21 protein-coding genes and 1 tRNA gene are annotated in these 24,746 nt (G+C 64.4%); 3 read left to right on the top strand and 19 right to left on the bottom strand.

The window, feature by feature from the left end:
- Window positions 1-4: 4 nt before the first annotated feature.
- The 6 genes from JY451_00640 to infA all read right to left on the bottom strand — a co-directional run bounded on the left by JY451_00640 (window position 5) and on the right by infA (window position 2,908).
- Entirely contained in the window at window positions 5-526 is a 522-nt protein-coding gene (locus JY451_00640) for a hypothetical protein (protein QZH75178.1), read from the bottom strand.
- Between the two features lie 223 nt (window positions 527-749).
- Window positions 750-824, bottom strand: a tRNA-Phe gene (locus tag JY451_00635).
- Between the two features lie 91 nt (window positions 825-915).
- On the bottom strand, window positions 916-1,098 hold the full coding sequence (yacG, locus tag JY451_00630; GenBank protein QZH75177.1) for a DNA gyrase inhibitor YacG: 183 nt from the start codon (window positions 1,096-1,098) through the stop codon (window positions 916-918).
- A complete protein-coding gene (locus JY451_00625; GenBank protein ID QZH75176.1) occupies window positions 1,095-2,075 on the bottom strand; it encodes a ribonuclease E/G in 981 nt (326 codons plus the stop codon). The genes yacG and JY451_00625 overlap by 4 nt, the downstream gene beginning before the upstream one ends.
- Window positions 2,068-2,646 carry a septum formation protein Maf gene (gene maf / locus JY451_00620; GenBank protein ID QZH75175.1) on the bottom strand — a complete coding sequence of 193 codons (579 nt, stop codon included), beginning with the start codon at window positions 2,644-2,646 and terminating at the stop codon, window positions 2,068-2,070. The genes JY451_00625 and maf overlap by 8 nt, the downstream gene beginning before the upstream one ends.
- A gap of 10 nt (window positions 2,647-2,656) precedes the next feature.
- Window positions 2,657-2,908, bottom strand: a complete 252-nt coding sequence (gene infA, locus JY451_00615; GenBank protein QZH75174.1) for a translation initiation factor IF-1 — start codon at window positions 2,906-2,908, stop codon at window positions 2,657-2,659.
- Window positions 2,909-3,136: 228 nt separating this feature from the next.
- Here infA and JY451_00610 point away from each other — a divergent pair, with 228 nt between their 5' ends.
- Window positions 3,137-6,019, top strand: a complete 2,883-nt coding sequence (locus tag JY451_00610; protein QZH75173.1) for a hypothetical protein — start codon at window positions 3,137-3,139, stop codon at window positions 6,017-6,019.
- Window positions 6,020-6,037: 18 nt separating this feature from the next.
- On the opposite strand, the gene JY451_00605 is transcribed toward JY451_00610, so the two are convergent.
- From JY451_00605 to JY451_00590, 4 genes are all read right to left on the bottom strand, one after another.
- On the bottom strand, window positions 6,038-7,159 hold the full coding sequence (locus JY451_00605) for a GGDEF domain-containing protein (GenBank protein ID QZH75172.1): 1,122 nt from the start codon (window positions 7,157-7,159) through the stop codon (window positions 6,038-6,040).
- A gap of 69 nt (window positions 7,160-7,228) precedes the next feature.
- Entirely contained in the window at window positions 7,229-8,422 is a 1,194-nt protein-coding gene (locus JY451_00600) for an NAD(P)/FAD-dependent oxidoreductase (protein ID QZH75171.1), read from the bottom strand.
- An 80-nt stretch (window positions 8,423-8,502) separates the two neighbouring features.
- Window positions 8,503-9,900, bottom strand: coding sequence for a peroxidase (locus tag JY451_00595; protein QZH76477.1), 1,398 nt, complete (start codon window positions 9,898-9,900; stop codon window positions 8,503-8,505).
- A gap of 154 nt (window positions 9,901-10,054) precedes the next feature.
- The gene (locus tag JY451_00590; GenBank protein QZH75170.1) at window positions 10,055-11,356 is read right to left on the bottom strand and encodes an APC family permease; all 1,302 of its coding nucleotides are present in this window, start codon (window positions 11,354-11,356) and stop codon (window positions 10,055-10,057) included.
- Between the two features lie 76 nt (window positions 11,357-11,432).
- Between JY451_00590 and uvrC the strand changes: the two genes are divergently transcribed.
- Window positions 11,433-13,391: an excinuclease ABC subunit UvrC gene (gene uvrC / locus JY451_00585; protein QZH75169.1), complete on the top strand. Its 1,959-nt coding sequence runs from the start codon at window positions 11,433-11,435 to the stop codon at window positions 13,389-13,391.
- A gap of 61 nt (window positions 13,392-13,452) precedes the next feature.
- Window positions 13,453-14,262: a universal stress protein gene (locus JY451_00580; protein QZH75168.1), complete on the top strand. Its 810-nt coding sequence runs from the start codon at window positions 13,453-13,455 to the stop codon at window positions 14,260-14,262.
- Between the two features lie 12 nt (window positions 14,263-14,274).
- Here JY451_00580 and JY451_00575 read toward each other — a convergent pair whose 3' ends face one another.
- From JY451_00575 to JY451_00535, 9 genes are all read right to left on the bottom strand, one after another.
- Entirely contained in the window at window positions 14,275-15,864 is a 1,590-nt protein-coding gene (locus tag JY451_00575) for a serine hydrolase (GenBank protein ID QZH75167.1), read from the bottom strand.
- Between the two features lie 7 nt (window positions 15,865-15,871).
- Window positions 15,872-16,771 carry an acyl-CoA thioesterase II gene (locus tag JY451_00570; GenBank protein QZH76476.1) on the bottom strand — a complete coding sequence of 300 codons (900 nt, stop codon included), beginning with the start codon at window positions 16,769-16,771 and terminating at the stop codon, window positions 15,872-15,874.
- Window positions 16,772-16,806: 35 nt separating this feature from the next.
- The gene (locus tag JY451_00565; protein QZH76475.1) at window positions 16,807-17,655 is read right to left on the bottom strand and encodes a cupin-like domain-containing protein; all 849 of its coding nucleotides are present in this window, start codon (window positions 17,653-17,655) and stop codon (window positions 16,807-16,809) included.
- A gap of 32 nt (window positions 17,656-17,687) precedes the next feature.
- Window positions 17,688-18,743 carry a GNAT family N-acetyltransferase gene (locus tag JY451_00560; GenBank protein ID QZH76474.1) on the bottom strand — a complete coding sequence of 352 codons (1,056 nt, stop codon included), beginning with the start codon at window positions 18,741-18,743 and terminating at the stop codon, window positions 17,688-17,690.
- A 303-nt stretch (window positions 18,744-19,046) separates the two neighbouring features.
- Window positions 19,047-21,164 carry a sodium-translocating pyrophosphatase gene (locus JY451_00555; protein ID QZH75166.1) on the bottom strand — a complete coding sequence of 706 codons (2,118 nt, stop codon included), beginning with the start codon at window positions 21,162-21,164 and terminating at the stop codon, window positions 19,047-19,049.
- A gap of 132 nt (window positions 21,165-21,296) precedes the next feature.
- Window positions 21,297-22,181, bottom strand: a complete 885-nt coding sequence (gene thiL / locus JY451_00550; GenBank protein QZH75165.1) for a thiamine-phosphate kinase — start codon at window positions 22,179-22,181, stop codon at window positions 21,297-21,299.
- 104 nt (window positions 22,182-22,285) lie between these two features.
- A complete protein-coding gene (gene nusB / locus JY451_00545) occupies window positions 22,286-22,750 on the bottom strand; it encodes a transcription antitermination factor NusB (protein QZH75164.1) in 465 nt (154 codons plus the stop codon).
- Window positions 22,747-24,042: a histidinol dehydrogenase gene (hisD, locus tag JY451_00540; protein ID QZH75163.1), complete on the bottom strand. Its 1,296-nt coding sequence runs from the start codon at window positions 24,040-24,042 to the stop codon at window positions 22,747-22,749. Before hisD ends, nusB begins: the two co-directional genes overlap by 4 nt.
- Window positions 24,042-24,725 (bottom strand): ATP phosphoribosyltransferase, encoded by a 684-nt coding sequence (locus JY451_00535; protein ID QZH75162.1) that lies wholly within the window; start codon window positions 24,723-24,725, stop codon window positions 24,042-24,044. Before JY451_00535 ends, hisD begins: the two co-directional genes overlap by 1 nt.
- Between the last annotated feature and the right edge of the window lie 21 nt (window positions 24,726-24,746).

The following is a 24,746-nucleotide window of genomic DNA, read 5'->3' as shown; positions in this document are numbered from 1 at the left end:
ATCCTCAGTCGGCTGCAGGAACCGCCGCTACGTCAGCGTAGAGACCTTGTTCGACAATGCCTTCACGCACGTCTTCGGCTACGGTGGCATTGTATTCAGCTACTGTGGAGATGACTTCGCCATCCTTGTCGAGCAAGACCGCGTCACCGCCCGAGCCAGCGCGGGCCAAGCGGATGTAGGCAGGATCGGGATAGAGATTGTTGGCAGCGCCATTGCTGGCATCTACCACGCCGCCGATGATGCCACCGGCAATCGCATTGCCAGCGACGCCCGCGCCGGTGCGGCTCTGGATATACATGGTCGAGGATTCGTAGCCGGGTAGGCTGAAAGTCACCATCGTATCATTTCCACGGCGCATTTCGAATGCGCAAGGCGTTGTGCAGGTGCGGCCATCGAGCAGTTCGATCGTGGCCCCTGCCGGATCGGATTCAAATTCGACTGGCTGGTTCACGCCATTGAGGACAGTCGCGCAACCCGAAAGGCCGACCGATGCCATGAGCATCGCAGCCGCAATTTTCATCTTCATATTATTCTTGACCCCTCCAAGAGTTTGGGCCTGCTATTTGCGCCGCGATTCCAGTTCGATCAATCCCCTAAATTGCACGGATCGCCGAATTTACGATTGGGGGTTAGGCGCCGGAATCGAACGGCAGGCTGCAGGTGGCACCGAAGCACTTAGACAGCTCAAAACAGTCGCTGGATCGCTAGCGGAGCAGCCTAGGCGACCAACTGGAACTGGACTGGAGAAATGGTGCCCGGGGGCGGATTCGAACCACCGACACGACGATTTTCAGTCGTCTGCTCTACCCCTGAGCTACCCAGGCATCGCATCTGCGGCGAACCACCAATTGTGGCCCGGCGAGCGAGCGAAGCGCGCCTATGGCGAACCGCAGGCAGCTTGGCAAGTGCCGATATTCAATCTTCTCTGGTGAAATCTTCGGGCCCGATGTCTTCGGGATAGGCGGGCGGACCGGGCAGCGCGTAACCATCGCCGAACCATTGCGCCAGATCGCGGTCGCGGCAGCGGCTCGAACAGAAGGGCGTGAATTCCTGGCTGCGCGGCTTGCGGCAGATCGGGCAGGGACGGTTGGTGCTCATCGCGGCACGAATTGGGCGTGCGGTGCCTCGATGGCAAGGCCGGGATCGGCCCTTGTCACCACTTCACGCCCCGTCCGGCGCGCGAGTTCTGTCAGCCAGTCTTCGGTCAGCCGGTCGATCACGGCAGGATGGGCGGAGAGTTCGATGCGCCCCGTTCCTTCGAGGCCCTCGGCGCGGCGCAACAACAGGCGCGCGGCGGCTGTGCTGCGATGGCGAGCCACGCGGTGCAGGAGAGATGGGCGGGTGAGCCGCGCAACGATCTGCACAAAGCCAAACCCGTTCATGGCCGTGCGTTCGTGCGGCCAGCCTTGGAGGCATTCGGCCAGCTTGTTGTCGAGCGCCTGCCGGTCCGACTTGTCCTTCACCGTCGGGAAATCCACGCCGATGTTGCCACCTAGATCGAACCGGCGCAGCGCTCGGGCGAGGACTGGCACAGCATTGTGATAGATCGCTTCGGGCGGGCCGCCGTCAACATCCACCAGCGTCATCGCCGGGGTCAGGGCGAACAGCAGGGAGCCACCGTGAAAATCGATTTGCTGCCGCGCAGCGTCTGCCCACAGGTTGTCCCAGTCAGCGAAATCGGGAAAGCGGCGGACGATCTCGACCTGCTTGCCTTCTGAGATCAGGGCTTCCGCCAAAGTTGGCGCGCCACGCAGCGCCTTGTCGGTGCGGCGGGCCTGCGCCAGTTTGAGCCGCCCGCGTTCGGCCATCGCCTCGCGCGTCACTTCCACCCGTACGGTCGCACCAATGCTGACATTGCGCGGAATGAGGTTGCCGAAAGCCATTTCGCCGTTGGGGAATTCGACCCGGCCCGCGCTGCCTTCGCCGATCCGTTCACGCAGTCGCGCCTCGGCGATTTCACCGGCCTGCAATTGGCTTCCGGGCCAGTAAACCCGCGCTTCCTCGATCCCCTGATAGGTCAGCCGGATCGCGCGATGCTCGCCGATGCCTTCCTCGACAAGCCAGCGATCAGACATCAAACCCCGCCGCCACCAGCAGCGCCCGCGTCTCAAAAAGCGGCAGGCCGACGACACCCGAATGGCTGCCCTGGATCCACGGAATCAACGCCTCGGCCTTGCCCTGGATCGCGTAACCGCCCGCCTTGCCGCGCCATTCGCCGCTGGCGACGTAGGCGTCCAGTTCGGCATCGGAGAGGCGTTTGAACTTCAGCTGGGTCTCGCTCAGCCGTTCGCGCAGCGTCCCGTCGGGATGGCGCAGGGCAATGGCGGACAGCACCCGGTGACGCCGCCCGCTCAGCAGTTCGAGGCATTGGCGGGCGGTCGTCTCGTCCTCCGCCTTGGGCAGGATGCGTCGTCCGCAGGCGACTACCGTATCGCCTGCCAGCACGAAGTGCGCGCCGCCCTCTACCGCCAGAGCCTTCTCTCGCGCCATGCGCTGCGCATAGGCGCGCGGCAGTTCGGCCTTGTGCGGGGCTTCGTCGATATCGGCTGCCACCACGCCAGCAGGCTCCACCCCCAGCCGCGCGAGCAATTCGCGCCGCCGCGGGCTGGCAGATGCAAGCAATAGAGTAGGAGCGGGCAAGCTCATGCCCGCACGATCAGCCGGTAAAGCCCGGAGGGCCGCTGCGGCCCGGCATGAAGCGATAGGTGATGCGCGCCTTGGTCAGATCGTAAGGCGTCAGTTCGCACAGCACTTCATCGCCCACCAGCACGCGAATTCGGTTCTTGCGCATCCGCCCGGCAGTGTGGCCCAGAACTTCATGGCCGTTTTCAAGCTCTACCCGGAACATCGCGTTGGGCAGCAGCTCCACCACCTTGCCGCGCATTTCGAGGAGTTCTTCTTTTGCCATCCAGTAACTGATCCTTGATCGGGGTGAAAATCGTGTTGCGGGCGCATAGCCGCGTCCCCCGCAAAAGGGAAGAGCGCCCTTGCGGCGTGCTGAACAGTGCCGAACCGCCACGTCAGCCGCGATACAGATGCGACAATTTAATACTTTGGGCCGGGTTGCGGCTTTGTGCGTTGCAGCACATAGGCCCGACTGAGGTGGGGACCGAACCGGTTGTTTCAAGGATTTACTGTGCGCGCATCCACTTCGACAAGCCTCGCCGCGATTGCGGCCATGCTGGCCTTCATGCCGGTTTTCGGTGTTGCCCACGCGCAGGATGCTCCGCCGATCGGGCAGGATGCGAACCCCGCTCCCCCCATCGGGCCGGACCCGGCGCAGTCGGAAGACGATATCAATACGATCGTCGTCTATGGTGCGCGGCTCATAGGGCGTGTCGATGCGCCGCAGCCGCCGCTGGTGACGCTCGATGAAGCCGATATTGCGGCCTATGGCGCAGGCTCGATCGCCGAACTGATCGAAGCACTGGGGCCAACGGTTTCGAGCGGACGCGGGCGCGGCGGTGGCGGCGGGCCGGTGATCCTCGTCAACGGCGTGCGCATTTCCTCCTTCCGGGAACTTCGCAGCTACCCGCCCGAAGCCATTGAACGCACCGAAGTTTACAGCGAGGAAGTGGCGCAGCGCTTCGGCTATTCGCCCGATCAGCGGGTGGTCAACATCGTCCTCAAGGACAATTATTCCAGCCGCGAGATCGAACTGGAATACGGCCAGCCGTTCGATGGCGGCTTCTCGCAGCAGGAAGTGCAGGGCACCTACCTGCGGATCGACGGGCCGAGCCGGTTGAACGTCAATGTCGAAGGCAACCGCTCCACCCTGTTGACCGAAGGTGAGCGCGGCGTGATCCAGTCACCGGGCAGCATTCCCACGCTTCCCACCGATCCTGATCCCGCCGATTTCCGCAGCCTTGTAGGTGAAAGCTCCGGACTTGAAGCGACGGTCAATTGGAACACCGCCCTGGGCGACAGTGGCAATTCGCTCAGCCTCAACGGCACCTATGAACGCGATGAGAGCCTGCGCCTGCAAGGCCTCGACACGGTCATCTTGACCGATCCCGACGGCGATACAGCGCTGCGCGCCTTCAACGCCGGTGATCCGCTTGCAGTGGACCGCAGCAGCAACAGCTATTCTGCTGCCGCAACGTTGAATGCCGGGCTGGGCGACTGGCAGATCACCGGCACGGTCGATGGAACGCTGTCCGATTCGGTCAGCCAGACCCAGCTTCGCCTTGATACGGCCGCGCTGGTCGCCGCAGCGGCAGCGGGCACGCTCGCGCTCGATGCCGATCTCGGCGAGTTTGCCGACGCTGGGTTCGATCTGGCGGAAAGCCAGACCTATACGATCAACGGCTTGCTCACTGCGCGCGGCAATCCAGTCTACCTGCCCGGCGGTGATCTGTCGGCAACGGCAGTGGCGGGATACCGTGCCAATGGCATCGAAAGCACCGACACCCGCAATCCGGGCCTCGTTACAGAGCTTGATCGCAGCCGCTGGCAGGCCGGGCTGAACCTCGGCATCCCGATCACCAGCCGTGACGAGGACTTCCTCGGTGCGGTGGGGGACATCTCGCTCAATCTCAACGGTACGGTCTACGAACAGAGCGATTTCGGGACCCTGTGGGATTGGTCGGCAGGCGTGACCTGGGGCATGTTCGAAGGACTGACGCTGAGCGCCACCTATGTCGATCGCGACAGTTCGCCATCGCTCAGCGAACTCGGCAATCCGCAAATCGCCACGCCTAACGTGCCGGTGTTCGACATTGCCAACAACGAAACCGTGCTCGCCACTGTCATCACCGGGGGCAATCCGCTGCTGCCCGCGCAGGCGCAGAAGGACTGGAAATTCGGCCTGAACTGGGAACTGCCGTTCATGGAGAACGCCACGTTCCAGGTCGAATACTTTGATAATCATGCGGAGAATATCTCCGCCGGCTTCCCGGTGCTGACCCCGCAGATCGAGGCTGCCTTTCCCGGCCGGGTGACGCGCGATGCGACCGGGCGGCTGACTGCGCTGGACGAACGGTTCGTCACCTTTGCCGAGCAGGATGTCGAGCGGCTGGTGTTCGGGCTGAACCTGTCGGGCCAGTTCGGGCAAAGCGAGAGCGGCGGGCAGGGCGGCGGTGGACGGGGTGGACCTCCCGCGGGCGCTGGTGGTCCTCCGCAAGGCGGACCCGGTGGTGGAGGATTTGGTGGTGCTGCCAATCCCGAACGCTTTGCCGCCATGCGTGCGCAATTCTGCGAGGCCGAGCCGGGCGAACTCATCGAACGCTTCAACGCGGCGCTGCAAGCTGCCGCCAATGGCGAGGAACCCCCGGTCGGCCCCGATGGCCAGCCGCTGGCAATTCCGCCGCAGATGCTCGAACGGCTGGCGGGCAATGACGGGCGGATTGATCCCGAACGCTTCAACGCGATGCGCGAGCGGTTCTGCAACGCCGATCCGGCGCAGATGGCCGGCGGTCCGGGTGCGGGGCAGGGTTCCGGCGGTCCGCGCGCGGGCGGTCCCGGCGGCGGCGGTCAGCGTGGCGGTGGCGGCAGGGGCGGCTTCGGTCGCTTCGGCGGCGGACCGGGCGGCGGTGACGGCGGGCGCTGGTTCGCCAATATCCAGTACACGCTGGAATTGGAAAACACCGTGCTGATCGCTCCGGGCATTCCTGTGCTGGACCTTCTCGAAGGCGATGCGCTTTCCGGTGGCGGACAACCGCGCCACTCGCTAAACTGGCGCAGTGGGGTGTTCTACAACGGTTATGGCCTGCTGCTGTTCGCCAACTACACCGGCGCATCGCGGATTGCCGGATCGGGCCTGCCGGGGAGCACCGATCTGGTGTTCGACGATTTTGCCACGGTCAACCTGCGAACCTTTGTCGATCTCGGCCAGCGGGAGTCGCTTGTCGAAGCCGTGCCGTTCTTCCGCAATGCGCGCATCGGCTTCGATATCGACAACATTTTCGATGCCCGCCAGCGGGTTACGGATAGCAGCGGCGCGACCCCGCTGCGCTATCAGCCGCTCCTGATCGATCCGCGCGGGCGGAGCTTTGAGATCGAATTCAGAAAGTTGTTCTGAGGTGAGACGTGGGGAAGCCTAACTCGCTTCCCCCGCTACCCTGATCTGGTTCCGCCCGCCTTCCTTGGCACTGTAAAGCGCTTCATCCGCTGCTGCGAGAGCTTCACGCGGGGTGGCAAAGGCGAACACATCGGCGAGCCCGCCCGAGAATGTCACCTGCCCGAACGGTTCCTGCGTGCGGCGGTTCACCAGCTTGCGCGCGGCCAATTGGCTGCGCGCGGCATCAAGATCGGCGAAGGCATCGCGGGCACTCTTGCCGTGAAACAGCAGTACGAATTCTTCGCCGCCGTGGCGCGCTACATGGCATTTTTCGCCCGAGACCCGGGCCAGCGTTTCCGCCACCACGCAGATCACCCGGTCCCCGGCATCGTGGCCGTGCGCGTCGTTCACCGCCTTGAAGCGGTCGATATCGCAGAAAGCGACGCATAGCGGATCGTTTGCAGCGCGAGCTTCGGCAATCGCCGCTTCGAGCCGCTTTTCGAACGCGCGCCGGTTGGGCAGGCCGGTGAGGAAATCGACTTCCGCATCGCGCCGCGCGCGTTCGAGGTTGTGCTGCAACAGCGCCGCTTCCTGTTCGGAAATCTTCAGCTCGGCTTCCGCGCGACGCGATCGTTCGAGCATCTGCCGGGCATAGCTCGCCAGTTCGGTAATTAGCTCTCCCGCATCGGGTACCTCTTCCAGCCGCCCGACATGGCCTTCGAGCGCGTCGCCATATTGGCGGGTGGCGCTGCGGGCGTTGCGGGTGCTGCGCGAGAAATCGGCGAGTCCGTCATCAAGCCGCTGGGCGAGTTCCTCGATGGCGCCGTCCTCCTCCGGCTGGATTTCAGCGATTTGTCGGTTAAGCCACGGCTGATCGAGCCGGCTTCCCGATTCCAGCCGCGTCCGCACTCGCCGTTGCAGACCAGGATTCAGTCCGGCAAAAATGCTGTGCGCCGTCACCAGATTTTCCGCCGTTACCTCAAGCGCATTGTCGAGCAAGAAAGCGGAAATCCGCTCAAGGACGGATTCGCGCGAGCGGACGATGGCGGGGACTGATCGCTGATGGACTGGTTCTGCAAGCCGTTCTTGCTTGCTGAAGCCAAGCCAGCCGAGCAGGCCGGAGTGGCGATCCTCGCCGTTGGGATGTGCGTGCGGTTCCATGACTGGCAGGACGGCACAATTGTCCACCGCTAAAGCTAGCGAGGACTACCTAGCCTGCGTGCAGCACTCTCACAGCGCTTGTGCAGCGGCGTGCGCGCTGGCCCAGGCCCACTGGAAATTGTACCCGCCCAACCATCCGGTCACGTCTACCCCTTCGCCGATCGCGAAGAGTCCGGGGACTTTTTTGGCTTCCATGGTCTTGGACGAGAGTTCGGCGGTGGAAATGCCGCCTGCTGTGACCTCGGCCTTGGCAAAGCCCTCGCTGCCGTTGGGATGGAAGCGCCAGTTCGCCAGTTGCCGTTCGACAGCGCCAAGCGCCCTATCGGTGTTGTCGTTCATGCAACCACCAATTCCCTGATCCTTTGAGACTTGTTCCGCCAATTTGTGCGCCAGGCTCGTAGGCAAATGGTCGGCGAGCACCGACCGGAGAAATTCCCTAGGCTGGATTCGCTTTTCCCTGAGCAGCCAGCCGAACGGCTTGTCCGGAAAGAAATTGATCGAAACCGGGTCTCCTCGCCGCCAGTAACTCGACACTTGCAGGATTGCAGGGCCGGACAGCCCGCGGTGGGTGAACAACGCTGCTTCACGGAAGGTAGCGTTGCCTGCGGTGGCTTCGACCGGCGCCGCCACGCCGGAAAGCTCGCGGAACAGCACCTCGTCGCCGCCCAATGTCAGCGGAACCAGAGCGGGGCGAGGCTCCACCACCTTGAGGCCGAACTGGCGGGCGAGGGCATAGGCGAAATCGCTGGCCCCCATCTTGGGGATTGACGGCCCGCCGGTGGCGATGACCAGTGCCGGGGCGGTGAAAGTGCCCGTTCGGGTGGTGACGCGAAACGCTGCGCCATCATGCGAAACCTCGCTCACCTCCTCGTCGCAACGGATCGTGACCTTGCCGGACCCTGCCGCGCACTCGTCGAGCAGCATGTCCACGATTTGCCGTGCGGAGCCGTCGCAGAACAATTGCCCGAGCGTCTTCTCGTGCCAGGCAATATGGTGCTTCTCGACCAGCGCGACAAAGTCCTGCGGGGTGTAGCGGCTGAGCGCAGACTTGGCGAAATGCGGATTGGCGGAAAGGTAATTGGCCGGACCTGCGCCCAGATTGGTGAAATTGCACCGCCCGCCACCCGAAATCAGGATCTTCTTGCCGACCTTCTCGGCGCGTTCGAGCACCAGCACATGGCGCCCGCGCTGTCCCGCCTGTGCAGCGCAGAACAGCCCTGCTGCCCCGCCGCCGAGCACTATCGCATCGAAATTGGTGTCCATTGCCTTGCGCTAGACGCAAAAGCGGCCGGGACCAAGCGGATGGTCCCGACCGCCGTTGCCCCTCACCCAGGGGACGAAACTTAGGGCTGAGCGACGGTGATCAGCTTGCCAAGCGTGTTCCATTCCGTCCGCGGGGACCAGTTGCGGTTGGCTCCCAGATAGGCGTGATCGTCCAGTTCGAGGAGGCCGATGATCGTTTCCGCCACGATCGTCGCGCCGACGGGGCCAAGTCCTTCGCCTTCCTTGGTGCTGCCATTTTCCTCCGCGCGACCGATCACTTCGGCTTCGGCAAGGATGTACAGCCACAGCGGGATGCCATGCACCGGGAGATCGCCGTTGAGCTGGACAATTTTCTTCAGCACCTTGTCGATGGTGGTCTGGTCGCAGCCGATAGCCTCGGCCACCTTCTCGCCGCCCGGGAGCAGGAAGGTATTGCCGCGCAGCAGGTTTCGGCTCGCGAGCGAATTCTCGTTGGGCGGAGCGATGAACGGCAGAGCCAGCAGATCGCCTGCAAGCTTCGTATCCAGCTTCTGCGAACGCTCCACATTGCGGTTTTCCGGCGTGAACAGCAGTTCGTGCCAGTCCACCACGCCCTTGGGATCGGTCAGTGCATCGAACCCGTTGCCGAGGATCGTGCCGAACAGCTCAAGCGCGGGTTTGCCCTGCTGCACCTGGATTTTCATCGGGATCATCGAATGGCCGAAGCGATAGCCGGCAACCGAGAACTCGACGGGAATATAGGGCACATTGCCGCAATAGTGCTCGCGCCCGCAGCCGAGGATTTTCTGCACGACCGGCTTGCCGCAGATGGCGGTGAGGAAATCGTTCACCACCGCCCACTGGTAGTGCCAGGTGGTCTGCTGGCGGGCGTGTTCGTAAAGTGCGGCACCTTCCAGCCCGTCCTCAGCGTTCAGCGTATCGCAGACGTGATTATGGAAGCGGATCATGGCGAGCTGGATCTGGCTGATGATGCGGTTTTCATCATTTCGCGGATCGCCGATAACCGCGCGACCGTTCGGACTGCGCAGCAGGTCGCTGTCGTGCAGCCCTGCCTGGCCGGGATTATCCGCCCCGGTCAGCAGCTTGGCACCGCCGAATGCGCCGCCCTGTACGAACAGGTATGGCTGTGCTTCCGGCCCGGTGCCGTATACGCAATCGAGATCGAGCGTTGGCGTGCGAACGTTGGAAATCTCGCCGGGATTATCGATCACGCTGTCGAAGGTGGTCGATGCGTCCAGTGTAAGATCGTGGTCGACGAACTGGCCGAAGAAGATCATCCCGACCGGAACGCTGTCTGTACGATCATTGGAGGACTTGCCGTCCATCGGCCCGTTGGGGGCCCCGATGGCCTTGATGATTGCCGGATCGGCATAGCCCGGCGCAAGGTGCGGAAACATGCGACCGAAGCGGTCATCCCGCTGGGCTTCGCCATAGTGGCTGCGGCTGCAATAGGGCGTCAGCCCTTCGAGCGGCTTCATTCCGTGATGTTCATGAGCAGACATGCGGTTCCTCCCGTGAGTGATGGAAACGCGGCCCGGGCTTTTCTGGTTGGCGCGAGAATACGATGCGATTGTTACGCCTGCTTGGTCAAAGGCGACACTTTGGCGGGCGTTAACTGTAACTCGGCGCGAATTAGCTTCGTTCTGGCGAACCTGACGCAAGTTCAGCCGAAAACGGGGTCTGCCGAGCGGCGATGAAATAGAGCAGCGTTCCGCCCAGCAGCAACCCGCCCAGAACGATCACCGCCTGCTGGCTTACCTGCAAGGCCACGAACAAGCTCACTCCGATGGCCAGTAATGCACACAGAGCGTGGAGCCAGTTCAGCTTGCCCTCGCGGTATTCCAGCGTCGGCAATGCGGCAGCGCAGATGCCGTAAGTCACCAACCGGATCAGCGTGCCCGCCACTGCCAGCACGGCAAAGCCTTCCCACATCCCGAGCGCGATAGAAGCCGCGCCGGTAAACAGGATTGCATTGGCAGGGGTGCCGTATCGCTGCGAAATGCCCATGAACCAGCGCGGCAGCATTCCCCGCTCGCCCATTCCATAAAGAATGCGGGGCTGGGTGGTCGCGCCGTTGAAATTGTTCGCCGCGATGCTGAAGGCGGCGGCGACCACAATGGCTACCGCGCCGACCTGTCCCATGCTTTCCAGCGCGGCACCCGCCAGCGCATTCTCCGCATTTTCCACTTCCGGGGCGATGGCGAGATAGGCCCAGATAATCGCCATGTAGAGCGCGGTGACGGCGGCGACCATGGTGACGATGGCGCGCGGGATGTCGCGGGTGGGTTCCCGCATTTCGCCGGCCGGTTCCACCACCGCCTCGAACCCCATGAAGGCGTAGAAGGTTAGCAGCACCACGGTTTCCACTGCGCTGAATTCGGGCAGGGCGAAGCCGATGGCGGGATTGCCCGCGAACAGCGCCGAAAGCACCAGTGCGACCAGCGGCAGCACCTTGATCGCGGTCATCACTCCCAGCGCGCCCACCGCGCGCTTCATGCCGACCAGGTTGACCAAGGTGATAATGCCGAGGATCGTCGCAATCGCGCCCATTTCCACCACCGGATTGGCCAGCGCGGGCCAGAGCGCCGCCATATAGGCCACCATCACGCTGGTGTTCGCGGCCGCCGTTACGATAGCGCTGGCATAGCGCGCCCATCCGGCCTGGAAACCGACGAACCGCCCGAACGCCGCTTCGCCGTAGAGCACCGGCCCGCCGCTATGCTCGAACCGCGCCGCCAGCCAAGCGTAGCACAGCGCCAGCGGCATGAAGGCGATCCCGCCTGCCAGCATCAGCCACGGCGAGAAATTGCCCACCGCAGCGGCGAGCACGGCGGGCAGGGCGAATATCCCCGCGCCGATCATCCCGTTTACCGGAAACAGTGTGGTGCCCCAGAAGCCGACGGTACGCGGCGGCGCGCTATAGCTGTGATTCATGGCGCGAGGGGTGCCTGCAATTGCCAGCACGTGCAAGCGATTGAGAAACGCCGCGCCTCCGCCTATCTCGTCCCCCATGGCGGACAGCAAGGCAGGGTCTCCCCACGATCCGAGGGGCAAGGAGCGGTTCAACGAGGACCGTGCGACCTATACGGTCAAGGGCAGCGGCGACAAAGGGGCCCAGCCCGATCTCGAACTCGGCTGCGCGGCGATCCGTGAAGTGGTGGCAACGCTCAAGCCCAAGCCCGGCGTCTACCGGATGCTCGATGCGCGCGGGGATGTGCTCTATGTGGGCAAGGCACGCAGCCTGAAGGCGCGGGTGGCAAACTATCTGCAGATCAAGGCGCTCACTAACCGGCTCCAGCGAATGGTCAGCCAGACGCGGGCGATGGAAATCGTCACCACCAATTCGGAGGCCGATGCGCTGTTGCTCGAAGCGCAGTTCATCAAGCGGTTCCGCCCGCCGTACAACGTGCTGCTGCGCGACGACAAAAGCTTCCCCTTCATCCTGCTTCGCGAGGGGCACGACTACCCGCGCATAATGAAGCATCGCGGGGCAAGGAAGGCCAAGGGGGCCTATTACGGACCTTTCGCCAGCGCCGGTTCGGTCAACACCACGATCAACGCCTTGCAGAAGCTGTTCCTGCTGCGGAGTTGCACCGACAGCTTCTTCTCACGGCGGGACCGGCCCTGTCTGCTCTACCAGATCAAGCGGTGCAGCGCGCCCTGCGTCGGGCGGATCGACAAGGAGGGGTACGACGGGCTGATCCGCGAGGCGAAGGATTTTCTCGGCGGCAAGTCGGGGGCGGTGCAGGCGAAAATCCAGCAGCAGATGGCCGAGGCCGCTGAAGCGCTGGACTTCGAAAGCGCCGCCATGCTGCGCGACCGGTTGCGCGCGGCGACCTTCATCCAAGGCTCGCAGGCGGTCAATGCCGAGGGCGTGGGCGATGCCGATGTCTTCGCGCTGCACAGCAAGGGCGGGCAGGTCGGCATCCAGGGCTTCTTTGTGCGCGGCGGGCAGAACTGGGGCCACCGGGCGTTCTTCCCGAAGAATACCGGTGATGTCGAGGAAGCCGAAGTGCTCGCCGACGTGCTGCTGCAATTCTACGAGGAAGTGCCGCCCCCACCGCATATCCTTGTCGATCGCGAACTGCCTGAGCAGGCCTTGCTGGAGGAAGCCTTTGCCGCGCTGGTCGGGCGCCGGGTGGCAATCTCGATCCCCCAGCGCGGCGAGCGGCGGCGGCTGCTGCAACAGGCGAGCCGCAATGCCGTGGAGGCGCTCGACCGGCGGCTGGCCGAAAGCGGCACGCAGGCGAAGATCATGCGCGAAATGGCCGAATTCCTTGAGCTGGCGGAAGTCCCGGCGCGGATCGAGATCTACGACAACAGCCACATCCAGGGCAGCAAGGCCGTCGGCGCGATGGTGGTGGCAGGGCCGGAGGGGTTCCTGAAAAACCAGTATCGTAAGTTCAACATCAAGACCGCGCAGACCAACGACGATTTCGGGATGATGCGCGAAGTGATGGCGCGGCGGTTCGGGCGGGCGATGCAGGAAGACCCGGATCGCGAGCAGGCGGGGGTCTGGCCCGATCTGGTGCTGATCGACGGCGGCAAGGGGCAGATGTCGAGCGTGCGCGACGTCCTGGAAGAACTCGGCATCGAGGAAGTGCCGCTGATCGCCATCGCCAAGGGCCCGCACCACGGCCGCGAGGGGCGCGAGGTGTTCCATTTCCCCGACGGGCGGGAAAAGACCCTGCCGACCAATTCGCCGGTGCTGTTCTATCTCCAGCGACTGCGCGACGAAGTCCACCGCTTCGCCATCGGCGCGCACCGGGCCAAGCGCAGCCGCGCGATCACCGCTTCACCGCTCGACGAAATTCCCGGCATCGGCCCGGCGCGCAAGCGTGCGCTGTTGCTGCACTTCGGTACCGCCAGCAAGGTCCGCGCCGCCGGACTGGAAGACCTGCAACGCGCTCCGGGGGTGAGTGAAAGCGTGGCGCAGAAGGTGTATGACTTCTATCATGCCGGCGGTTGATTGACGCGGATCAATGATTCCATCCTCCTGTGCTTTAGACAGGACGTAGGAGGACAGTTCCATGCGTAGCCTATTGCTCCACGTCCACGAAGAACCCCGCTTCGATGCCCGACTGCAAGTCGCACTCGATCTGGCGCGGGCTTTCGACGGCCATATATCGCTTTACCAGCCGATCCCGCTGGCGATGCTGTGGCCGGGCGATCCCTTCGCCGTAACCGCTACCGATCTTGCTCCCATGGCAAAGGACAGGGCGGAGGAATATCGTCGCAAGATCGAAATCCGGCTGGCGGCCGAAGATGTGCCGTGGAACTGGGTCAGCGAATTCGGAGTGGCCGAGGCCGGGCTGGTGGAACAATCCGGGCTGGCCGACCTCGCCATCGTCGGTGCGGGCAACACCGATGGGCGCAAGGGTGCATCGCGGCTTGCGGGAACCCTTGCCATCCAGTCCCTCGCACCGATTTTGGTGGTTCCCGATACTGCGGAGGGGTTCGCTGCCGATGGTGCGGCAGTGGTCGCCTGGGATGGCTCGCTAGAAGCCTCGCGCGCCCTGCGATCGGCCGTGCCTTTGCTGCAGAAGGCGAGTGCGGTGACCCTTGTTGAGGTGGAAGAGACCAAGCAACGCGAAGTCGAGTTACCGATGCTGGATGGCGCGCGCTATCTTGATCGTCACGGTATCGCTTGCGAGATCGTGCAGATCGGACGCGGGGACGCGAGCATCACTCATGTCTTGCGCGAAGCCGCGCGGGCGCGGGAAGCAGGCTTGCTGGTGATGGGCGCTTATGGCGTGCCGCGCGTTGTCGAGACGCTATTCGGAGGGGTTACGCGCGACATGCTGACGAACCCGGATATTCCAGTGTTCCTGAGCCACTAGGTCGATTGAACGCTACTCTGCCACCCGCTCCAGCCGCAGATCGTGGAAGTCGTAGGAAAAGTCGGTCAGCTCCGAAATCGCCACCATGGTGACGCGGACGACTGTGCCGTCCTGCACTGCGAAATCGACGAAGGCATCGGCCTTTAACGAGGCGTCGGGCCAGAAGGCGGCAAAGCGATCGCCTGCATGGTGGGTGAGCGGGCCATCGAGAATTTCCGAACGGCCCATGTCGATCACCAGTGCGCCCTCGGCATTCTGGGTGATCCGAACTTCGCCATACCACGGATCGCGATAGGTGCCGACATAGGCGGAGAGCGGCAAGCTGGGCGGCGCGGGATTTTCCGGCCGCCCGGCATCGCCGGAAATCAGCGCGGCACCCTCGGCCTCCGCGGCGGCGAAGCTGGTGCCCATCAGGCCGATCACATCGCGCGGTTGATCCGCGACCAGCGCCTCGGCAACGTGATAGGTAAAGGCGGAAGCGGCAGAGCGGTAATCGTTGGAACTCGCGAACACCGCGATCTCGTGCTCGGGCAGCAGTACCAGACTGCTCACGACCCCCGGCGCGCCGCCCGAATGGCGGACCATCAGGGTGCCCTCATAATCCTGCACGAACCAGCCGAGCCCGTAGAGCGCCAGATGGCTCGATCCGGCATTGCGATGCAGGCCGGGCACATCGACCGGAGTGACGCCGGTCAATATTTCTTCAACCTGTGCTTCGCTCAGCACGCGGGTGCCGTCCTCCGTCACTCCGCGATCGAACCAGAACTGCGCCCAGTCCAGCATGTCCCCGGCCGTGCAGTACAGCCCACCCGCAGCCGACCAGGTTTCGGAAAACTCCAGACGCTCGTCCACGGGTACGCCTGCACCGGCCCCGGCAGCACGCTCGTGCCCGGTCACTACCGGCGTTCCCGGCGCAATCCGGTCCTGCTGCGCCGCGCAGCCATCGAGGCCGATGGGCTGGAGGATCTCGCTGGTGACGAAAGTCGCCCAGTCCTGACCCGAGACCCGCTCGACAATTTCGCCCGCCACCACATAGAGGAGATTGTCATAGGCATAGCCGTCACGAAAACCGGTCGTCGGGCGCAGATGGGGCAGCGCGGCGATCACATCTTCGGGGCTGGCATCGCCATCGGGCCAGATCAGCAAGTCGCCCGCGCCCAAGGGCAGGCCGGAGCGATGCGTCAGGGCATCGCGCACGGTGAAGCGCTCACTCACCCACGGGTCGTACATGCCGAACTCGGGGATATAGGTGCGGATCGGGGCGTCCCAGTCCACCTGTCCGCGATCCACCAGAATGCCGAGCGCGGTGGCGGTGAAGGCCTTGGAAATGCTGGCAATGGGAAAGCGCATATCGGTGGTGACGGGGCGGTCGGTGCCTTCCTCCGCCAGTCCGTAAGCGCCAAGGTGGACCACCTCGCCATTGACCATCACCGAGACGACCATGCCGGTAGTGTCGTAGGCGGCCATCGTCCGCAGCGCTTCGGCGTCGTAGTCGATGGCGGGAGCAGGCTCTGGTGCGGCTATCTGTAATGGAACAGGGGAATGGGCGCAGGCTGAAAGGCTTGCCGCAAGACCAAGTGCCGGTAGGAACTTCCGCATCATCGCCCCCTCAAAGATGCCGCAACATCCCTTCCTGCGTCACACTCGCCACCAGCCGACCATCCCGCGTGAAGATCTGTCCGCGCCCGAACCCGCGCGCGTTACCGCTCCACGGGCTGTCGGTGGCGTAGAGCAGCCAGTCGTCCACCGCGAAATCATCGTGGAACCACATCGCGTGGTCGAGGCTGGCGGCCTTGACCCTGTTTACCGCCGAGCCGACCGGTTGCAGCGCGGTACCGAGGAGCTGGAAGTCCGAAATCCATGCGAGGACGGTGCGGTGCAGCGCCCGGTCTGCCGGGAGACTGGCGACGGTGCGGAACCACACGTTGGCGATCGGCGGGCGCACTTCCTGATGCAGCCAGTCGCGCGGTTCGACCGAGCGGAAATCGACCGGCTGCGGGCGCATGATCATGGTCTTGAACGCCCCATCGGGCAAGTGGCGGGCCAGCTTGCGCGCAGAAACCACATCCGGCTCCAGCGCTTCGGGCGGCGGCACGTCGGGCATCGAGGGGTGCTGGTGGCCGGGACCTTCGGCGGGCAGTTGGAAACTGGCGACAAAATTGAGGATCGGCTTGCCGTCCTGACTCGCCACCACCCGACGATTGGAAAAGCTGCGCCCGTCCAGATCGCGCTTCACCCGGAAATCGATCGGCAAATCGTCGCTGCCGGGGCGCAGGAAATAAGCGTGCAGGGAATGCACTTGGCGCTCGGGATCGACCGTGCGGCTTGCAGCGCCCAGTGCTTGCGCAATCGCCTGGCCGCCAAACACCCGCCCGGTGCCGTCGGGGTGGCGACGGCCGACGAACTGGTCCGCCCCGCGCGCCTCCAGTTCCAGCAGGAAGATGAGATCGGCAACGATCTTTTCGGGAGTGGGGTTATCGTCCGCAGGAGTGGCCATCGCTTCGCCCATGCAAGCGAGCGCTGGCTTCGTCAAGGAAGGCCCGCTTACGTAAGGCCCGGAATGCGCCGGGCGATGCGCATCAGCACCGCCTTGGTGCGGTTGGTGGCGGGCCACCGGCCGGGTGGCTTGGGATTGAGGCCATAACCACGCAGCAGCTTGTTGAACGCCCTCGCGTCCGCCTCGGCAAAGCTCCATTCGCTGCGCCAGGTGATGGAAAGCGAAATCGACACCTCGCCCCCGTTCTGGACGTAGTGCGGGGCCATGACGGGCACGTAAATCGCCTCTCCGCGCTGCAATTTGAACGTGTAGCCGTCCTTGGCGAAGCTTTCGTCCCACTTCAGCTCGCGCGCGCCGCCGGTGTGGTAGGTTTCGTGCAGGGTGTCGGGGGCGAAGCGCGGATTGCCGGCCGGGAACACTGTCATCGCCTTCTTGCCCTTCAACTGGAGCAGGATGTTATGCTCCGGATCGAAGTGGTATGGGGTTACGGCGTTGGGACTGGAGACGAAGATGAACCCCTGCGTTTTCATCATCTTGCCGGTGCGCTTTTCGATGATCGGGCGTAGTTCGTCGAGCAGTTCCTCCAGCAGCGCGGCATAGGGGCGCTTCTGCTCGATATTCTTGAGCACGGCCCAGCTGTTCGCCGTGCCGATGCCGCGAATTGTCTCGCCGATGGTCAGCCCGTTGCCTTCGGGCTTGCCATCGACGCCGATGGGCAGATCGCCACGATTGTACTCGACGCTTTCGGGCGGCAGCGCTTCACCCAGCATTGCAAGGCCATCGAGATCGAGCAGCGGGTTGCCGACCAGATCGTGCTCCAGCTTGTGCACGCCTTCGGGATAGGAGGCGCTGAAATTGCTCCGCGCCCGCGCCGGGAAGGCGCGCTTGCCGCCCATCGAGCGACCGTGGAGCGAGCGGACCATGCGTGTCATCGAATACCCTTTGCTGGATGGCCTGTTTCCCGCCGGGCGAGCGCGGCGAACATTTTTCGGCGGAGCGGGCCGCCCATGCCGATGGAGTGGCGGGCGATCGTGCGCCGTTCGCGCCAGAAGTGGTCGATCATCGGGTGACCCTGCGCGGCGCAGCTGTCAGTCCAGGCGATATCGGCGCGGGTGAGCACTTCGAGGTTTTCCCGCTGGAGCAGCACGCCGGGAGAAAAGCGGGCGTAGTCCTCATCGAAGGCGGTCTTGAACGAGAACGCTCCCGGCGGGGTGAGGAAGCTGGCGAGCATGGCGATAGGCTGGCTGTCGAGCGTAAGCGTCAGCCGCTGCAGCCGCCCGCGTTCCGCCGCGCCGCGCAAGGCGTCGGTGAACAGCGATGCGGTGCGTGGGTCGCTTGCCAGTGAAGAGCCCGCCTTGCCCTTCCAGCCGCGCATTTCTAGCGCGAGGAACTGCGCCGTCCACGCGGCCAGCCCTTCGCTGCACTCCAGCCGCTCGACAGACAGGTTGCCCTCTTCTTCGAGGCGGCGGTGCTGGCGGCGCAGTTCCTTTCGCTTCTTGGCTGACAGTGCGGCTTCGTAATAGGTTTCCGGCGTCGCGGTGCTGGAAAGAAGCGCGCGTTCTTCGCGCAGAACGGTAGCTGCGTCGCGATCCTGCGACGTCAGGACATCCGCCAGAGCGAGGTGCAGCGAGCCGCTGGCGGGCATGTGCGCAAGGTGGAGGAACAGCGACAGGCCAGCGTGGCTGTCGGCCCATGCCAGCAAATGGCTCCAGTACGCGTGCTCGAACCCGCGCGCCACCAGCGGCGCGCCGAGGAAACAGTTGGCGTGGGTCCAACTGCGCAGGTGCGGAAGGGGGTATCCGTAGTAGAACACTTCGCGGCGGATCGGGAGCAGGCCGACAAGCTGGCCATCCGCTTCGAGCATCACCAGCTTCACCGCCCCGTCCGAATCAAAAGCGCGCAGGGCCGGAAGCAGATACCAGCTTTCAAAGAAGGGATTGGGCTCGGCGGCGGACTTAGCCAGTCCATCCCATGCCGCGATCATGTCTGCGCTGTCGATTTCGCGCCAGTCGCGTCCGGTCAGGACAAGGCGCGGGACCCCTGCCGGAGGTGCGGCGATGCGCTCCCGCTGGCGACGAGAGCCAGGTGTGTCGATGGGGAGGTTCTGGCCCACAGCGATTCGTTAATCCCACATTGCGGACGGCACCCGCCCGCCTGAGTGGTTCTAGAGAAGCTGGGGACAAGGAATGGCTAAGGCAAAGGGTAAAGAAAACCCTGCCGGGATCGCTCCCGGCAGGGTTTTTGTCCTTAGGGAGAAGCCAATGGGCCGCCCCGGTCGAGAGACGGATCAGGCCGCCGCGAGCGCCGCGAGCAGCAGCAGCGCCACGATGTTGGTGATCTTGATCATCGGGTTGACGGCGGGGCCGGCGGTGTCTTTGTACGGATCGCCCACCGTGTCGCCGGTCACCGCAGCCTTGTGCGCTTCGGAGCCCTTGCCGCCGTGATTGCCGTCCTCGATGTACTTCTTGGCATTGTCCCATGCGCCGCCACCGGCGGTCATGGACAGCGCCACGAACAGCCCGCCGACGATCACGCCGAGCAGCAGTGCACCCAGCGCCGCAAAGCCGTTTTCCTGGCCCGCAATGGCAGTGATCACGAAATAGACCACAATCGGTGCGAGTACCGGCAGCAGCGAGGGGATGATCATCTCTCGGATGGCGGCCTTGGTCACCAGATCGACCGTGCGGGCATAGTCCGGCTTGACCTCGTAGGTCATGATGCCGGGGTTCTTGGCGAACTGGTCGCGCACGTCTTTCACCACTTCGCCCGCCGCGCGGCCCACTGCCGTCATGCCCATCGCCCCGAACAGGTAGGGCAACAGCGCGCCGAGCAGCAGCCCGACGATGACGTAGGGGTTTTCGAGGCTGAAATCGACGGTTATCTCGGGGAAGAAGATCCCCAGATCGGTGGTGTAGGCGGCAAACAGCACCAGCGCCGCGAGGCCCGCCGAACCGATGGCGTAGCCCTTGGTCACCGCCTTGGTGGTGTTGCCCACGGCGTCGAGCAGGTCGGTCTTTTCGCGGACGCTGTCGTCCAGGCCGGCCATTTCGGCGATGCCGCCAGCATTGTCGGTGACCGGACCGTAGGCGTCGAGCGCCACGACCATGCCCGCCAGCGCCAGCATCGCTGTCGCTGCGAAAGCCAGGCCGATCAGGCCGGCGATCTGGTAAGCACCGATGATCGCCGCGATGATTGCCAGCGTGGGCAGGGCTGTGGATTCGAGGCTGATTGCGAGGCCCTGGATCACATTGGTGCCGTGGCCGGTTTCCGAAGCCTTGGCGATCGAACGGACCGGGCGGAAGCCGGTGCCGGTGTAGTATTCGGTGATCCAGATGATCACGCCGGTCAGCAGCAGGCCGATCAGCGCACACCAGAACAGGTCCATCCCGGTGAAGGGCACCATGTCCGCCATTCCGGCATTGAGCACGTCGTTCATGCCGACCCCGACCGAGCCGAGCGCATACTGCGTGACGAGGTAGATCAGCGGGATCGCCAGCACGGCAGAGACAAGGAAGCCCTTGTACATCGCGCCCATTACATTTGTCCCGCCGCCCAGACGGACGAAATAGGTGCCGATGATGCTGGTAACGATGCAGGCACCGCCAATCAGCAGCGGCAGCGCCATCAGCGGCAGCAGCAGTTCGCCCGCAGCGGTCAACAGCAGCGCGGTGAGCACCATCGTTGCGCCCACGGTGACGACATAGGTTTCGAACAGGTCGGCCGCCATGCCAGCGCAATCGCCGACGTTGTCGCCAACGTTGTCGGCGATAACGGCGGGGTTGCGGGGGTCATCCTCCGGGATTCCGGCTTCGACCTTGCCGACGAGATCGGCGCCGACGTCTGCCGCCTTGGTGAAGATGCCGCCGCCCAGACGGGCGAAGATCGAAATCAGCGAGGCACCGAAAGCGAGCGCCACCAGCGCGTCGATCACTTCGCGGCTGTTGGGTTCGAGCGCCATCGGGCCGATCAGCACGTAGAAGAACACCGCGATGGCCAGCAGGGCAAGGCCCGCCACCAGCATCCCGGTGATCGCGCCCGCGCGGAAAGCCATCGTCAGGCCTTCCTGTAGACCGGTCGAAGCCGCATGCGCAGTGCGCACATTGGCCTTCACCGAGATGTTCATCCCGATGAACCCGGCGACGCCTGAAAGCACCGCCCCGATCACGAAGCCGATCGCCGAAAGATAGCCGAGGAAAACCCCGACGAGGACCGCGACGACCACGCCGACAATGCCGATGGTGGTGTACTGGCGGTTCAGATAGGCTTGCGCGCCTTCCTGGATGGCGGCGGCGATTTCCTGCATTTTGGCATTGCCCGCCGGTGCGCCGAGCACCTGGCGGCTGGTGACGAAGCCATAGACGATGGCCAGCGCACCAAGCGCGATTGCGATGAGAACCAGTTGCATAACCCGGCTTTTCCCCTCTTAGAAATGAAAACGGCCCGGGCTTCCGGGTCCGTGTGGGGCCGTGGCTAGGCAATGTAACGCGCTTCGACAAGCGCAAAGCGCGGGTTTTTCACCCGTGCCGGCGATATCGCCTTACTTGCCGCCCTGATTGTGAAGATAGCCGAGGCCTTCGGCATTGGTCGCCGGCTCGCCATCGACGAACAGCGGCGCAAAGCCGCGCGGTTCGACTGTGCCGATGCGGGTGGCGGGGACCGGGGGGAAGGTCTTGGCGGGGAGGGTGAACAGCAACTCGTAATCATCGCCCCAGGTCAGGCACTCGTGGCGCCGGGCGGGATCGGCGACAGGAACGGCGCTGCTGTCGATCGCTATCGAGACCTCGCTTGCCTCGGCCATGCGGAAGGCGTCGAGCAGCAATCCGTCGGAAACGTCCATCATCGCTGTGGCGAGCGGGGCAAGATCGCAGCCTTCGGCGAGCCGCGCCATCGGGCGGGTGTAGGGTGTGATGTCGGCAGTGGTGGTGCCATCGCGCAAGGCCTCGAACCCGAGCATCGCTGCGCCGAGCGTCCCGGTGACGAACAGATCGTCCCCGATCTGCGCCCCGCTGCGGGAAGGGACGGGGGTGTGGACGGCGCGACCGATGGCGGTAAGCCCGAAAGCCCGAGGAGGCCCGCCGGAAACAGTATCGCCGCCAAGCAGCGGCACGCCGTAATGGGTGAGAACTTCCTCCAGCCCGGAAAGGAAATCGGCATCGCCGTGGCCGAGCATATGGCCGAGCAGCACGCCGACCGGCTCCGCGCCCTTGGCGGCCAGATCGGAAAGATTGGTGGAAACGAGCTTCCACGCGACATCGGCCATGTCCTGCCCGGAGAGGAAATGGCGGCCTTCAACCATCATATCATGGGTGAAGACGAACACTTCGTTGCCCAGCGGCAAGACGGCAGCATCGTCTGCCAGGCCCCGCGCACCCTTATGGAGCGGGAGGTGGCGCAGAGCGGCGATAAATTCGGCTTCGTTCATATCCCCAGTTCGTCACCCCGGACTTGATCCGGGGTCCCGCTTAACTGGACAGCGAGGGAATTGAAAGGAAGCGGGATCCCGGCTCGGGGGCCGGGATGACGTGGTCAGCGGCGCACATCCTTCGCCACCGCATCCAGCACGCCGTTGACGAACTTCGCCTCGCGCTCATCGAAGAAGGCGTGCGCAACATCGACATATTCGCTGATCGCGGTGCCAACCGGCACATCGGCGCGGGCGAGCAGTTCGTAGGTGCCGCAGCGCAGGATCTGCAGCATGGTCTTGTCGAGCCGGGCGAGGGTCCAGCCGTCGGCCAGCTTCTCGCTCAGCTTCGCATCGATCTCCTCCGCGCGGGCGATCACGCCGGCCACAACGTCGTCGAAGAAATCGACTTCGGCCTCGGCATATTGGTCGTCCTCGATCTCCGCGCCCAACCGGTGCTGGTGGAATTCGTTGAGCAGCCGGCTCAGCGCGGTCTTTTCCATGTGCCACTGGTAGATCGCCTGCACGGCGGCGAGCCGCGCGGCGGAGCGTTGGCGGGAGCGTTGTGAGCCTTTGGCGGGCTTGTTCATTTCAGACGGACTTTCACAGAGGTGGCATGGGCGGGCAGGCCTTCGATCTCGGCCAGCGCCACCGCCGCCGGGCCGATCGCGGCGAGCGAGGCAGCATCGGCCTGGAGGAAGCTGGTCCGCTTCATGAAATCGAGCACCGACAGCCCGCTGGCAAAGCGCGCGCGGCGGCCGGTGGGAAGCACGTGGTTTGGCCCGGCGACATAGTCACCCACGGCTTCTGGCGTATGGCGACCGAGGAACACGCTGCCTGCATGGCGGATCTGCGCGAACATAGCATCGGGATCGTCCACCATCAGTTCGACGTGTTCGGCGGCAAGGCGATTGGCGAGCGGCGGGGCCTGCGCGGCGAGATTGTCCACCAGGATCACCACGCCGTGCTTGTCCCAGCTCTCGCTCGCCACCGTGCGGGTAGCGAGCTGCGCCAGCGTGACATCGACCGCGTCTTCGACCACATCGGCAAACGCGGCATCGTCGGTAATCAGGATCGACTGGGCTGCGGGATCGTGTTCGGCCTGGCTCAGCAGGTCGGCGGCGACCCAGTCGGGATCGCTCTTGTTGTCGGAAATGACGAGGATTTCGCTCGGCCCCGCGACCATGTCGATGCCGACCACGCCGTAAAGCTGGCGCTTGGCTTCCGCCACCCAGGCGTTGCCGGGGCCGGTCACCACGTCGACCGGCTGGATGTGTTCGGTGCCATAGGCGAGCGCCGCAATCGCCTGCGCGCCGCCGATCCGCCACAGTTCCTCGATGCCGCAGACGTGCGCGGCGGCAAGCACCAGCGGGTTGACTTCGCCCTTGGGCGTGGGGGTGCAAACCACGAGCCGTTCCACCCCCGCCACCCGCGCCGGGATCGCGTTCATCAGCAGGCTGCTTGGATAGGCCGCGCGCCCGCCGGGAACATAGAGCCCCGCCGCGTCCACCGGCAGCCACTTCGCGCCGAGCCGCACGCCCGCCGCGTCAACATAGTCGCGATCCTGCGGCAATTGGCCTTCGTGATAAGCACGGATACGCTCCGCCGCGAGATCGAGCGCGGTCTTCGCTTCGGTAGCCAGCGCCTCGTATGCCGCCGCGCATTCGTCCGCGCCGATCCGCCAGGTGGCGGAATCCTCGGTCAGCGTATATTTGTCGAACCGCAGGGTGAGATTGCGCAATTCCTCGTCCCCGCCGCTGCGCACGCGGGCAAGGATCTCACTGACATCGCGCGCCACCCCGGCATCGCTCTCGCGCCGGTCGTTGACGATCCGCGCGAACTGCGCCTCGAAATCGGCGTCGCTAATATGCAGGCGTCGCATCAGGCGGCCTTCGCTTCAGAAACAGCAGCGCGGAAGCCTTCGACCAGCGCGGCCACGCGCGGATCGGTCTTCAGCGCCGCGCGGTTGACGATCAGGCGGCTGGTCACCTGCATGATCACGTCGCGCTCGACCAGTCCGTTCGACTTGAGCGTCTGCCCGGTGGAGACCAGATCCACGATCCGCCCGGCCAGCCCGCTCGAGGGGGCAAGCTCCATCGCCCCGTTCAGCTTGATGCATTCCGCCTGGATGCCCTGGCGTTCGAAATGGCGGCCGGTGATGTTGGGATACTTGGTGGCGACGCGCAGATGGCTGGCATTACCAAAGGCGTAGCCCGCGGGCTGCAGCGGCTCGGCCACCGACAGGCGGCAGGCGCCAATGCCCAGATCGACGGGGGCGTAGAGTTCGGAATAGTCGAATTCCTCGATCACGTCCGATCCCACGATCCCCGCCTGCGCCGCGCCGAAAGCGACGAAGGTGGCGACATCGAAAGCGCGTACGCGGAAGATGCGCATCGTGCCGCTGGTGTCGGCGAAGCTGAGCGAGCGGTCGGCCTTGTCGTGAAAGGCGCTTTCCGGCACCACGCCCGCACGCTCCATCACCGGAACCGCTTCGTCGAGAATGCGGCCCTTGGGCACGGCGAAAATCAGCGGCGCTGGGGGGTGGGGGGCGGAACCTTGGGTCATGGCCGCGCGATGTAGTGGCCT

It is taken from the genome of Erythrobacter sp. (assembly GCA_019739335.1).
Classification (GTDB): domain Bacteria; phylum Pseudomonadota; class Alphaproteobacteria; order Sphingomonadales; family Sphingomonadaceae; genus Alteraurantiacibacter.
Note: the sequence above shows the minus strand (reverse complement) of the source record. Positions and strands in the feature narration are given on the sequence as shown.